This is a genomic window from Actinomadura soli, assembly GCF_005889715.1.
Taxonomy (GTDB): domain Bacteria; phylum Actinomycetota; class Actinomycetes; order Streptosporangiales; family Streptosporangiaceae; genus Spirillospora; species Spirillospora soli.
Genome location: NZ_VCKW01000003.1, coordinates 17,513 through 29,517 on the forward strand (window position 1 = coordinate 17,513; position 12,005 = coordinate 29,517).

General features: G+C 70.4%; 12 protein-coding genes. 2 read left to right on the top strand and 10 right to left on the bottom strand.

The window, feature by feature from the left end; genetic code table 11:
- Positions 1 to 11: 11 nt before the first annotated feature.
- The 9 genes from htpG to sigJ form a co-directional block, all read right to left on the bottom strand.
- The gene (gene htpG / locus ETD83_RS01185; RefSeq protein WP_329602662.1) at positions 12 to 2,015 is read right to left on the bottom strand and encodes a molecular chaperone HtpG; all 2,004 of its coding nucleotides are present in this window, start codon (positions 2,013 to 2,015) and stop codon (positions 12 to 14) included.
- A 455-nt stretch (positions 2,016 to 2,470) separates the two neighbouring features.
- Positions 2,471 to 2,824: a hypothetical protein gene (locus tag ETD83_RS01190; RefSeq protein WP_138643166.1), complete on the bottom strand. Its 354-nt coding sequence runs from the start codon at positions 2,822 to 2,824 to the stop codon at positions 2,471 to 2,473.
- A complete protein-coding gene (locus tag ETD83_RS42205; protein ID WP_171063966.1) occupies positions 2,824 to 2,988 on the bottom strand; it encodes a hypothetical protein in 165 nt (54 codons plus the stop codon). The genes ETD83_RS01190 and ETD83_RS42205 overlap by 1 nt, the downstream gene beginning before the upstream one ends.
- Positions 2,989 to 3,244: 256 nt before the next feature.
- Positions 3,245 to 3,580: a WXG100 family type VII secretion target gene (locus ETD83_RS01195; RefSeq protein ID WP_230420614.1), complete on the bottom strand. Its 336-nt coding sequence runs from the start codon at positions 3,578 to 3,580 to the stop codon at positions 3,245 to 3,247.
- A gap of 292 nt (positions 3,581 to 3,872) precedes the next feature.
- Complete coding sequence (locus tag ETD83_RS01200; protein WP_171063967.1) at positions 3,873 to 4,244, bottom strand: peptidase inhibitor family I36 protein; 372 nt, start codon at positions 4,242 to 4,244, stop codon at positions 3,873 to 3,875.
- A gap of 180 nt (positions 4,245 to 4,424) precedes the next feature.
- A complete protein-coding gene (locus ETD83_RS01205) occupies positions 4,425 to 4,799 on the bottom strand; it encodes a VOC family protein (protein ID WP_138643168.1) in 375 nt (124 codons plus the stop codon).
- A gap of 43 nt (positions 4,800 to 4,842) precedes the next feature.
- Positions 4,843 to 6,135, bottom strand: a complete 1,293-nt coding sequence (locus ETD83_RS01210) for an MFS transporter (protein WP_138643169.1) — start codon at positions 6,133 to 6,135, stop codon at positions 4,843 to 4,845.
- Positions 6,114 to 7,325 carry a glycosyltransferase family 4 protein gene (locus ETD83_RS01215; protein ID WP_205717431.1) on the bottom strand — a complete coding sequence of 404 codons (1,212 nt, stop codon included), beginning with the start codon at positions 7,323 to 7,325 and terminating at the stop codon, positions 6,114 to 6,116. The genes ETD83_RS01210 and ETD83_RS01215 overlap by 22 nt, the downstream gene beginning before the upstream one ends.
- A 295-nt stretch (positions 7,326 to 7,620) precedes the next feature.
- Positions 7,621 to 8,514 (bottom strand): RNA polymerase sigma factor SigJ, encoded by an 894-nt coding sequence (gene sigJ / locus ETD83_RS01220; protein ID WP_138643170.1) that lies wholly within the window; start codon positions 8,512 to 8,514, stop codon positions 7,621 to 7,623.
- A gap of 160 nt (positions 8,515 to 8,674) precedes the next feature.
- Between sigJ and ETD83_RS01225 the strand changes: the two genes are divergently transcribed.
- Positions 8,675 to 10,138 carry an MFS transporter gene (locus ETD83_RS01225; RefSeq protein WP_205717432.1) on the top strand — a complete coding sequence of 488 codons (1,464 nt, stop codon included), beginning with the start codon at positions 8,675 to 8,677 and terminating at the stop codon, positions 10,136 to 10,138.
- 63 nt (positions 10,139 to 10,201) lie between these two features.
- Here the strand turns inward: ETD83_RS01225 and ETD83_RS01230 are convergent, their stop codons facing one another.
- Positions 10,202 to 11,119 carry a hypothetical protein gene (locus tag ETD83_RS01230; RefSeq protein WP_230420615.1) on the bottom strand — a complete coding sequence of 306 codons (918 nt, stop codon included), beginning with the start codon at positions 11,117 to 11,119 and terminating at the stop codon, positions 10,202 to 10,204.
- Positions 11,120 to 11,163: 44 nt separating this feature from the next.
- On the opposite strand from ETD83_RS01230, the gene ETD83_RS01235 reads away from it, so the two are divergent.
- Positions 11,164 to 12,000 carry a 2,3,4,5-tetrahydropyridine-2,6-dicarboxylate N-succinyltransferase gene (locus ETD83_RS01235; protein WP_138643172.1) on the top strand — a complete coding sequence of 279 codons (837 nt, stop codon included), beginning with the start codon at positions 11,164 to 11,166 and terminating at the stop codon, positions 11,998 to 12,000.
- Positions 12,001 to 12,005: the final 5 nt, after the last annotated feature.

Genomic DNA, 12,005 nt, shown 5'->3' on the forward strand with positions numbered 1-12,005 from the left:
CCACCGCATTCCTAGCCGGACGATCCGTCCGTCAGGGACACCAGCAGGTCGTTGAGCCGCGACACGAACGCGCCCGGCTCGTCGATGCGGGCGCCGCTTGTCAGCACGGCCTGGTCGTAAAGGACGTGCGCCCAGTCGGCCAGGCGCGGGTCGTCCTGGCCGCGGTTCAGCCGCTCCACCAGCGGATGCCCCGGATTGATCTCCAGGATCGGCTGCGCCGGCAGCCCCGAGCCCCGCAGCCGCCGCGCGACGGTGAAGTCGGTCTCGGCCTCATTGGCGACGATGCAGGCCGGGGAGGTCGTCAGGCGGCTGGTCACGCGGACGTCCCACGCCTTGCCCTCCAGGTGCGCCTTGAGCTTGCCGAGGAGCGCGGCGTACGCGGAGTCGGCCTGCTCGGCGGCCTCCTTCTCCGCCTCGTCCGCCATGGCGCCGAAGTCGGGCGGCCCCTGCGCGACGGACTGCAGCTGTTTCCCCTCGTACTGCGCCAGGCCGGTGACGACGAAGTTGTCGACGGCGTCGTCCAGCAGGAGCACCTCGATGTCCTTCGCGCGGAACGCCTCCAGATGCGGGCTGGCGGCGGCGTCGGACAGCCCCGGCGCGAGCAGGTAGTAGATCTTGTCCTGCCCGTCCCTCATCCCGGACACGTAGTCGGCGAGCGACACGCGCGCCTCCCCGCCGGACCGGGTCGAGGTGAAGCGCAGCAGCCCGGCGATGTCCTCCCGGTGGGCGGGGTCGTCGAACACGCCCTCCTTGAGGACGGCGCCGAACTGCGTCCAGAACTCGGCGTACTTCTCCGGCTCGCCGTCCGCCATGTCCTTGAGCAGCCTGAGCAGCTTCTTGACCGCGCTGGCGCGGATGTGGTCGATGGCCTGGCTGCCCTGGAGGATCTCCCGGGACACGTTCAGCGGAAGGTCGGCCGAGTCGATGATCCCGCGCACGAACCGCAAGTAGCGCGGCAGCAGCCGTCCGCTGTCCTCCAGAATGAACACCCGCTGGACGTGCAGCCGAACGCCCTGCCCCGGCTCCGGCGTCCACAGGTCATAGGGCGCCCGGGACGGGACGAACAGCAGCAGCGTGTAGTCGTACCGCCCCTCGACCTTCGCGTGCAGATGCCCCAGCGGATCGGTGAAGTCGCCGGTGAGCTGCCGGTAGTACTCGTGGTAGTCGCCGTCCTTCAGCTCGCTCTTCGGACGCGTCCACAGCGCCGACGCCTGGTTGACCGCGCTGTCGTCGTCGCCCACCGTGATGGGCCGGGCGATGTGGTCGGAGTACCGTTTGATGATCGAGCGGAGCCGGTGCTCGTTCAGCAGCTCGTCCTCGCCGTCCCGCAGATGCAGCACGATCGTCGTGCCCCGCTCCGCGCGCTCGACGTTCTCCAACGAGTACTCGCCCTTGCCGTCGGACGACCAGCGCACCGCCTCGTCCGCGGGCAGCCCGGCCCTCCGCGTGGTCAGCACCACCCGCTCGGCGACGATGAACGCCGCATAGAAGCCGACGCCGAACTGCCCGATCAGCGCGGTGTCCCTGCGCTGGTCGCCGGTCAGCGACCGGAGGAACTCGGACGTGCCCGACTTGGCGATCGTCCCGATGTTCTCGATCACCTCCGCGCGGCTCATGCCGATCCCGTCGTCGGCCACGGTGATCGTCCCCGCGTCCTTGTCGAAGGAGACCCGGATCCGCGGCTCGCCCTCGTCCTCGTCCCCGGCCAGTTCCGGACGCGAGAACCGCTCGATCCGCAGCCGGTCGATCGCGTCCGAGGAATTGGAGACGAGCTCGCGCAGGAATATCTCCTTGTTGCTGTACAGCGAATTGGCCATCAGATCCAGGATCTGCGCCGCCTCCGCCTGAAAGCGAAACGTCTCCTCTTCCGCCTGTAATGACACCTTTTCCCCTCCCCGTGCACGGCCACCGGACAACCATTCAGGATAGAAATCCCCCACCCAGCGGTCAACCGCAAGCCGCACGGTGACCCGGACCGGCCGCCGTGCCCGGGGGAGGGGCCAAGCACCGAGCACGACGACCGCTCCAGAAGATCACCGGCGCCCGCCCACGTAACCGCTGCCAGAACGAGCTGCGCGCGAGGCGTCCAGCCTCTCCCGGAACAAGCTCGCGGCGGCCAGAGCCGCCCCCACAATGGATCGCCAAGGTCAGACCTTCGAGAGGCCGTCCGAGGGCCTCGCCGACGACCTCGACACCTACGTCCAAGCAGGCGGGATGCTCCACCGCTTGTGGGAGAAGCATGTGGTGGCCCGTAAAGAGGGCCTGGCGCCGAGCGGTTTCCGGCCGCTGATCGAGGCCGAAAAGGCCACAAGAGAACTTGCCGGATGTCGCCTACGTGGACAGGGGCGGGCGGTTACGGCCAGATGCTCACAGACGTATACGACGTCCGCCGACTGGCGCGTGACAGCCGGGCTGGACGATACGACCGGGTAACGCGCGTTTCGGAGACGGTGAGGGCCTCGCACCACGGTCAGGTGTGGGGCCCTTGGTCTGGGGTGACGAAGACCTCGATGTCGTCGATCGCCTGTTCCGCGTATCCCGCTGTGCGAGGGTCGTTCAGGGCCGAACGAAGTACCGGGAGCACTCGGTCGAGGTCAATCGTCCCGTGTATTCTCGCGACATGTCCCAGGCAGAGCAAAGCGATGGCGCGGACGTCCCAGGATGGGTGGTCTTTTAGGGCCAGGCACTGATCCTGCACCCAGGCCCCGTCCGCGTCATGAAGTGCCAGACCCACGAGTGCTCTGTGGATTGCTTCGTTGTCTTTCTCGGCGAGCGCAAGTCGCAGATCGTCCCGGCTGACGGGCGGCACGCTCTCGTATCTCATCAGAGGATCTTGCCCTTCTTGCTTACGAGTCCCGCGCGCCGCAAGGCATTCTTCATTTCATCTCTCAGGTCGTCCCAGTTGCGGACGTGACCATGATATTCTTTCCCATAGGGATGGGTCTTGTCCAGGACGACGATCTCGCCGTTCTCCTTGTCCACGCCCACCCGCCGGTCAGACCTCGGGACATATCCCCGACTGACCTGTGCAGGGCGGAAAAGCCTCTCCACACTGCCTGTGCGGCGGGCGTGTAGGCGGCCACGAACTTTGCGGCGGCATCGTCCTTTCCAGGGTTGCCGGCCATACCCTCGGCGGCGTCCAATTCTCCGGACAGGGTTGTCCAGGTGTTTCCGACGCGGTTCTGCCCTGCGGCGACGTGTTTGGCGGATCGGTGCACCAGTTCTGTGTCGATCGTGACCCAGGTCACGACGACCACATCCGCGCGTTTGCTTCGCTGGAACTGCGGAAGTTTTTGTGTGCCCGGCTTATCGCCTTGTGCATCCGTGCCAGCTCGGCGTGAAGTTCTCGGGCGGAGTCATTCCATTCCGCGCTGGCCTCGCCGTAGGCGCGCCGGGCGTCATCGTCCCATCGCGCCAACGTCGATTCGAGGTCGACTTCAAGGGAGTCCAGTTCCGCTTCGAACTTCCATAACATCCGCTGGAACAAATCTTCGGCTGCCTGAAAGGCGGCGAACTCCGCCCTGATTTCGACCATGAAACGCCTCTCGTGCGCGGAAACGAGATGCAAGGTGGTGATCAATCTAACTATATATAGAAGGAAGAGTCAAGGGGATCGTGCTGGAGGCGAGCGGTGATGTGATGACGTGCCCAGGGGGCGCTTCAGACGCCTGTGCTGAAGTCGCTGGGGTTGCATGAACGTGGCCGTAAGGGACTCAAGGATCCGGGGCTGGACGGTATGGCCGGTAACCCGCGTTCGGGAGATGGTGAGGGCCTCGCACCGTGGTCAGGTGTGAGGCCCTTGGTATGGCTGCGTGGCGGGTGGTCTTATGGGAGCCCGCGAGGAGAAGTGGGAGGTCAGGGGAGGGGTGGGATTACCAGGCCGACTCGGCGCTTAGGCCCTCGGCTGGGAGGGAGTCCTTGTATGCGCCGCGTGAGAGGTTGACGAGAAGTTCGCCGGTGCAGCCCTTGCCCGTGTAGATGACCAGGATGACGTCAATGCCGCCGCCGTACGGGAACGTGTTGGCGCCGGAGCGGATCGGGAACGGTGTGTCGAAGCATCCGCCGCCCGGCCGGAACGTCGTTACCTTGCCCTTGAAGTCGCTTTCCGACCAGGCGCACAGCGAGTGCTTCGGGCAGTCGGGGAAATCGTTTGGGGTCGTCGCCGATGCGGGTGACGCGGAGAGCGCTGTCGCGGACGCCGCCAATGCCAGTGCTAACGCGGCTCGCCCTAATGATCGCTTCATGGGGGTGCACTCCTTTGGTGAGTGTGGCGTGCCCCACATGATCACCGCGGGCGGCGAAACAGTCCAGGGGGAGATCGACCTTTCCGGAAGCGGACGAGGTCTTCTCGACGCCCGGCCGGCCCGGCTGCCGGCGTCGCGGCCGGTCGGCCGGGTTTCCCAAGTCGGCGGGGAGTGAGCGGCCTACTCCGGGGCCTGGATTTCTTGGACGTTCCAGCCATTGCCGTCCGGGTCCTTGAAATAGACGAAGCGGCCCCAGGGGAAGTCGTGGACGTCGCTGACCTGGACGCCGCGGGACGCGAGTTCGGCGCGGGCGGCGTCGGCGTCGGCGACGACCAGTTGCAGGCCGTGGAGGGTGCCCGGGGCCATCTCGGCGCCGAGGCCGGTGCCGATGGCGATCGAGCACGCCGAGCCGGGCGGGGTCAGCTGGACGAAGCGGATCTCGTCGCTCACCCGGTGGTCGTGGTCGGCGTTGAAGCCGACCTGTTCGGTGTAGAAGGCTTTCGCGCGGTCGATGTCCGAGACCGGTACCGCGACCAGTTCGAGTTTGAAGTCCATGAGTCCCTTCTATCCCAGAGGTGACATCCGCATACCGGATGAGTCAGATGGGTTTGGGTCTTCGGTCCTGAGGTCCATCGGGGGCGCGGATGAGGAACGTTCCAGCGATGACCACCAGTCCGGACACGGCGAGGACGAGGCGGGGCGGGACCATGCCGAGCGGGCTCACGTCCCACCGTTCGAGCAGGTCGGAGGCCGCGCCCGCGAGGAGCGCGGCCAATGCCAGGCCGAAGCGCAGGACGGCGTGGAACGCGGTGAGGGCGAGGTTGCGCCGGTAGCCCTCCAGGCTCTCCTGCATGTAGGTGATGCCGCCGACGAGCGCGGCGGTGGCGGCGCCGCCGAAGATGACGGCGCCGGCGAACGACCAGGCGATCGACGCGACCGCGCCCATCGTGGCGATCGTCAGGCCCTGGAGGGCGGTGGCCGTGCGGATCTGGGTCATCAGGGGCCACCGGCCGTTGCGGACGATGATCAGCCCCGTCATTGCGCCGACCCCGAACAGCGCCACCAGGACGCCGAACCCGACGGGGCTCGCGTCCAGGACGTCCTTGACGAACACGACGCCGAGCGAGAACAGCGCGCCGAGGCCGAGCGCGACGACCGCGACGCCGGGCAGGACGCCCCGCACCACGCGGAGCCGCAGCGCGTCGAGGAAGCTCCCTTGCTGCTTCCTCTCCTGTTCGGCGGCCCATCGTTCCCCGGGCGCAGGGCCGAGGTCGGGAATGGAGCGGATCGCGAAGTAGGACACGAGGTAGGTGAGCGCGTTCAGCCAGAACACCACGACGTAGCGCCAGTGGCCTTCCCAGCCCGCGTTGTTCGACGCCCAGAGCATCAGCCCGAACAGGCCCGCGCCGACGGGGATCATGCCGTAGGACGTCGCCATCGTGATGCCGTTGGCCACTTCGAGGGTGCCGGTGTCGTGCTCGCGTCCGTGCTTCTTCTCGTCGCGGTCCTCGATGAGGTACGGGATGGAGGCGTCCCGGGCGGGGAGGAAGCACAGGCCGACGACCTCGATGGCGAAGGCCCAGAAGTACACCCACCACAGCCATGGGAGGACGGGCAGCGCCACCGCCATCCCCAAACGGATCAGGTCGGACGTCAGCATGACGGAGCGGCGCCGCCACCGGGTGACGACCCGGGCCGCGACCGGCGCGCCGAGGGCCGAGGGGAGCAGGCGCAGGACGAGGACGCCGCCCACCGCCGTCGTGGATCCGCTCAGCTCCAGCACGAAGTACATGAGGGCGAGCGTCCCCATCCAGTCCCCTAAGGAGGAGACCGTCTGGCCCACCATGAGCCGCCGGAAGTCGCGGCGGTTCAGCTGCTCCTTGAGTCCCATGCGGGCTCGACCCCCCGTACCGCGTCCCGAAGCCGCACGTCCCGCCGGTCCGGTCCGGCTTCGGGGGAGGCTTCTGCGACGGGGGCGCCGCGGAGGAGGGCGGCGAGGCGGGCGGCCGCCCGGTCCCAGGTCCACTTCTCGCACACCCAGCGGCGGCCGTTCTCGCCCATGAAGCGGGCCCGGCCCGGGTCCGCGAGCAGCTCGTGCAGGACGCCCGCGAGACCGTCGGTGCGGGACGCGTCGACCAGGACGCCGGTGCGCCCGTCGATGAGGGACTCGGGGCTGCCTCCGGACCGTCCGACCACGACCGGCAGGCCCGCCGCCGACGCCTCCAGGACCGACAGGCCGAGCCCCTCGACCTGGAGCCCGCCGCGAGTGTCCCGGCACGGCAGGACGAACACGTCCGCGGCGGCGTAGTAGCGGGGGAGGTCCGCGGCGGAGACCGTGCCGGGGAGGGTGACGGTGCCGGGGGCCGTCCGCGCCGCCCGGTCGGTCAGGTGGCTGCGCGTGGGGCCGTCCCCGACGATGACCAGCCGCGCGTCCGGATGCCGCCGGACGACGTCGGGCCACGCGTCCAGCAGCAGGTCATGGCCCTTGCGGCGGACCAGCCGGGACACGCTGAGGACGACCGGCCCCTGCCCGAGGCCGTGCCGCCGCCGCACCGCCCGGCCGTCCAGCCCGGGACGGAACCGGACGGCGTCGACGGCCCCGGCGAGCTGGACCAGCCGCGTCCGGTCGCCGAGGGCCGCCGCGATCTCGCCGCGCGTCCCCATGCTGAGGAAGGTGAGCGCGTCGAAGGCCGGGGCCACGGCGCGCAGCGCGGCGCGGGTGGGCGCGCAGCGGAACCAGCCGAGCTCCTGGCCGTGCGTGGAGCCGATCAGCCGGTGCACGCCCGCCGCCCTGACCAGCGGCGCGTACATGGCGAAGGGCGCGGCGGCGGTGATCCAGCCGACGTCGGCGCCGTGCCGCGCCGCGAGCCGCCGCAGCCCGCGGAACAGCAGGTAGGCGTGCCGGCGGACGACCGGGAAGTCGAGCCGGGCGTCGAAGCGGGCGGCCCCGGGCCATGCGGGCGCGACCACGAGCAGCCGGTCGGCGGGGAGGCGGCGCACCAGTTCCCAGGTGAACGTCTGCACCCCGCCGGGCTCGGGTGGGAAGTGCCCGGTGATCACGAGAGTCCGGGGTATGTCCATGGGGATCCGCTTCCCCGGGAGCGCGACACCATTCACCGGCATCGTCCACCCGGCGTGTCCCAAGGGTGCGGCGTCACCTGCGCCTCCACGCCGCGCGGCGCCGTGCCAGGTCCCGCGCGACGCCGCACCGGGTCCGGTGCCACCCACACCGGACCCGGTCGCTCCCTTGACCTGCCCTCATCCCGGATGAGCGGACGGGAAAGGATCACTCCCACGGGGAAGGGATCACCCCACGCGCACTAGCGAATCACGCTCGACCGGCATAGTCAACTATTTCTACTTCTATGGTAGGAAATCACTCTCCGACGTGGGTGAGCTTGTCCGGGTTGGCGACGGCGTAGATGCCGCGGACGCGGTCGCCGTCCCCGTCCAGGTCCAGGACCATGACCGCGAACGGGGCGTCCGCGTCGAACAGCACCGCGGACGGGTCGCCGTTGACCGTCCGGTACCGGATCTCGAACCGGTCGGCCTCCTCCCGGCGCGCGGTGCCGCTGATCACGCGCGCCACCCGGTCGCGGCCGTGGATCGGGCGCAGCGGACCGCGCCTGCCGCCCGCGTCCCGCCACAGCGTCACGTCCGGGGCCATGAGCTCCAGCAGCGCCGCGAGGTCGCCGCCGAGGGCCGCCTTCAGGAAGCGCTCGGTCACCTGCCGCTGCACCAGCGGATCGGCCTGGTAGCGGGGCCGCCGGGCCTGGACGTGCTCGCGCGCCCGGTGGGCGAGCTGCCGCACGGCGGACGGGCTCCGGTCCAGGATCGGGGCGATCTCCGTGTGCGCGTACCCGAACACCTCGTGCAGGACGAACACGGCCCGCTCCAGCGGCGTCAGCGTCTCCAGGACGACGAGCAGCGCCATCGACACCGCCTCCGTCCGCTCGGCGGACTCGCCCGCGTCCGCGCGGCTCACCAGCGGCTCGGGCAGCCACGGCCCCACGTACGTCTCGCGGCGGCGGCTGATGTCGGCCTGCCGGGCGAGGGCGGTGTTCACCGCGATCCGCACCAGGTAGGCGCGGGGGTTCTCGATGTCGTCCCCGCCGCCGCCGTGCCGCGCCGCCCACCGCAGCCACGTGTCCTGCAGGACGTCCTCGGTGTCGGCGACGCCGCCGAGCAGGTTGTAGACGACCGAGAACAGCAGCTCCCGATGGTCGGCGAACACCCGCGTCGCGGCGTCCTCGGTGGTGCCCTCCGGCATGGTCGGACCTCCCGTCCTCTCCACCTGAGAGGGACGCGGCCACCCGGAATGTGACATGGCGCGCCGGAATGTGATGTGGGCCTCATCCGCGGGCGGTCGTGTCACATTACGGCGCGCCGATCCGCTCATGGGACGCGACAAATCCGACTCGGAGGTCTTCATGACGGACACCACGTCCTTCCTCGCCACGAGGCGCGGCAAGCTGACACTGACGCTGCTGTGCTCCATCGCGTTCCTGGACTTCATCGACGCCTCGATCGTCAACGTGGCGCTGCCCGCGGTCAGGCAGGACCTGGACTTCTCCGTCCAGGACCTGCAGTGGGTGCCGAGCGGCTACCTGCTCACCTACGGCGGGTTCATGCTGCTCGGCGGGCGCCTCGCCGACCTGCTCGGCCGCCGCCGCGTCGTCCTCGTCGGGACGGTGCTCTTCTCGCTGTCGTCCCTGGTCGGCGGCCTGGCGGTCAACTCCGGAATGCTGGTCGGGGCGCGGCTCGCGCAGGGCGCCGGGGCCGCGCTGATGCTGCCCGGGACGCTCTCGATCCTCACGACGATGTTCAAGGAGGGCGGCGACCGCGCCAAGGCACTCGGCGTCTGGGGCGGGGTCGCGGGCGGCGCGAACGCGGCCGGCGTCCTGCTCGGCGGGCTGCTCACCGACGGGCCGGGATGGCGCTGGGTGATGCTGGTGAACGTCCCGGTAAGCGTGCTGGTGATCATCGGGCTGTTCCTGCTGGTGGAGGGCGACCGCCGGTCCGCCCGCCTGAAGAGCTTCGACCTCGGCGGAACGGCCCTGGTCACCGGCGGCATGCTGCTGCTCGTCTTCACCCTCGTGAAGGCCCCCGAGGCCGGCTGGGACTCGGCCCGCACCCTCGGCGGCCTCGCCGGGACCGCCGCGCTGCTCGCCGCGTTCGCCGTCAACGAGCAACGCCACCGCAGCCCGCTGCTGCCCCTGTCGATCTTCCGCGTCCGGGGCCTCGCCGTCACCGACGCCGCCTACCTCGTCGCCGTCGCCGGGCTCGCGTCCATGTTCTTCTTCCTCAGCCTCTACATGGTCAACATCCTCGGCTACTCCCCGCTGAAGACCGGCTCCGCGTACCTGCCGCTGTGCGTCGGCGTCGGGATCGCCGCGGGCATCACCCCGCAGCTGCTCGCCCGCACCGGCACCCGCCCGCTGATCGTCGGGAGCCTGCTCGTGACGGGCGCGGGCATCTTCTGGCTGTCCAGCATCCCGGTGGACGGCGCGTACCTCACCGACCTGCTGCCGGGCCTGCTGGTCACCTCGCTGGGCCTCGGCGTGGTGTTCGTCGCGATCACCACGGCGGCGAACGCGAACGTCCCCGCGGACAAGGCGGGCCTCGCCGCCGCGCTCCTCAACTCCTCGCAGCAGATCGGCGGCGCGCTCGGCCTGGCGATCTTCTCCGCGGTCGCCACGTCCCGGACGGACGACCTGCTCGCCGAAGAAAGGTCCGTCCCGGAGGCGCTGACCTCCGGCTTCGCGAGGGCCCTGCTGGTCTGCAGCGTCTTCCTGGCCGTCGCCGCGGTCGTCGCCCTCCGCGCCGCGAACACCCGAGGCGAGGCGTCCGACGCGGAGACCGTGCAGGCCACCGACCCCGTCCCCGTCAAGTAGGGCGCGGGACGTCACCACACCACGAAGGCACTCATGCCAGGTGCAGGGACGGACGGCGCGGGGTCACTGGATGACGACGGTGTCGCCGCGGGCGGCCTTGTCGGCCGTCCAGCCGTCGTGGCCCGCGTCGGCCTGCCAGTGGCGGCCCGCGTAGCGGACCTCGGTGAGGCCGTAGGCCTGCGCGTGCGTCACCGCCCACGCCGCCACCGCCCAGCCCGCCCGCGCGTTCGTGACCTTCACCGCGTTCCAGGAGCCGGGGCTCGAGGCCGCGCCCGTCGTGAGCGGGCTCGGGCCGCCGACGCGGAGCCTGCTCCCGAACGCGCGCCGCATCTCGCGGATCGCGTCCGGGCGGCGGGACGCGGTCCGCTTGCCGGGCGGGTACCAGCAGCGCGCCGTGGCCGCCTCGCGTCCGGTGAACGCCGCGGCGAGGAGCACGCCGTCGTCCTCGTGCTGGGCGTAGGCGCGGCCGTCCGCGCTGCGCTGCACGCGCTGCGCCGCGTCGTGCAGGTCGCGGTCCAGGTAGCCCTTCACCTTGACCAGCGCGTTGAAGAACTTCGTGGTGGACTCGACGGGGTCGCGGAGCTTGTGCGGAGGGCCCCAGCCCTGCGACGGGCGCTGCTGGAACATGCCGACCGAGTCGCGGTCGCCGCCCGGCAGGTTGCGGATGTGGGACTCCTGGATCGCGGTCGCGTAGGCGATCACCGAGGCCCGCTCGGGCAGCTGCTTGCGGAACGCGACCGCGGCGATCGTGGCGGCGTTGGCGCCCTGCTCCAGGTCGAGCGGCATCTTGCCCGCCCTCGTGCTCACCTCGCAGCCGGTGCCGTGCAGGTAGGGGCGGGCCTTGTGGAACAGCGCGTAGGCGCCCGCGCCGAGCAGCACCACGACGACGGTCACGCCCACCGCCCAGCGCCGCCCGCGGCGGCGTCCACCGTGGTCAGGCCCCTCTTCGGGACCCGCCTTCTCCCTCGCCCAAACAGCCACGCGTTGAAGGTACCGGGAGACGGCCACCAGTAAGCTCATGGCCCATGACCGAAACCTTCACCAGCCCGATCTCCGGCGTCATCGACGAGCTGTGGGAGCGGCGCGCCGACCTCACCCCGGACGACGCCGGCGCGCGCACCGCCATCGTGGCCGCCGTCGACCAGATCGACGCCGGCGAGGCCCGCGTAGCCCGTATCGACCCCGGCAGCGACGAGGTGCTCGTCGACGAGCGGGCCAAGCGCGCGATCCTGCTGAGCTTCAAGGTCCTCGGCATGGTGCGCTCCCAGGTGGGCGACTTCCGGTACCACGACCGCATCCCGCTGAAGACCCGCCTGGACGGCGTCCGCGTCGTCCCCGGCGCGATCGCCCGCTGGGGCTCCTACCTCGCGCCCGGCGTGGTGCTGATGCCGTCGTTCACCAACATCGGCGCCTACGTCGACTCCGGCACGATGGTCGACACGTGGGCGACCGTGGGGTCGTGCGCGCAGATCGGCAAGAACGTCCACCTGTCGGGCGGCGTGGGCATCGGCGGGGTGCTGGAGCCGCCCAACGCCAAGCCCGTGATCGTCGAGGACGAGGCGATGATCGGCAGCCGGTCGATGATCGTCGAAGGGGCCCGGGTGGGGCGCGGCGCGGTCATCGGGTCCGGCACGAACCTGTCGGCGTCCATGCCGGTCATCGACGTCGAGACGGGCGAGGAGGTCTCCCGCGGCCGCGTCCCCGACTGGTGCGTCGCCGTCGGCGGCACCCGCTCCAAGGAGTTCAAGGGCGGCACGTTCGGCCTCCCCGCCGTCCTGATCCTCAAGCGCCTCGAAGAGGGCCAGCGCCACGACAAGGCGTCCCTCAACGACATCCTGCGCGACCACGGCATCAATACGTGAACGGC

Excerpts from the sequence above, each read along its gene's own strand:
- ETD83_RS01235 (WP_138643172.1), top strand. The coding sequence starts at position 11,164 with ATGACCGAAACCTTCACCAGCCCGATCTCCGGCGTCATCGACGAGCTG.
- ETD83_RS01225 (WP_205717432.1), top strand. The coding sequence starts at position 8,675 with ATGACGGACACCACGTCCTTCCTCGCCACGAGGCGCGGCAAGCTGACA.
- ETD83_RS01210 (WP_138643169.1), bottom strand. The coding sequence starts at position 6,135 with ATGGGACTCAAGGAGCAGCTGAACCGCCGCGACTTCCGGCGGCTCATG.
- ETD83_RS01200 (WP_171063967.1), bottom strand. The coding sequence starts at position 4,244 with ATGAAGCGATCATTAGGGCGAGCCGCGTTAGCACTGGCATTGGCGGCG.
- ETD83_RS01190 (WP_138643166.1), bottom strand. The coding sequence starts at position 2,824 with ATGAGATACGAGAGCGTGCCGCCCGTCAGCCGGGACGATCTGCGACTT.
- sigJ (WP_138643170.1), bottom strand. The coding sequence starts at position 8,514 with ATGCCGGAGGGCACCACCGAGGACGCCGCGACGCGGGTGTTCGCCGAC.
- ETD83_RS01205 (WP_138643168.1), bottom strand. The coding sequence starts at position 4,799 with ATGGACTTCAAACTCGAACTGGTCGCGGTACCGGTCTCGGACATCGAC.
- ETD83_RS01215 (WP_205717431.1), bottom strand. The coding sequence starts at position 7,325 with ATGGACATACCCCGGACTCTCGTGATCACCGGGCACTTCCCACCCGAG.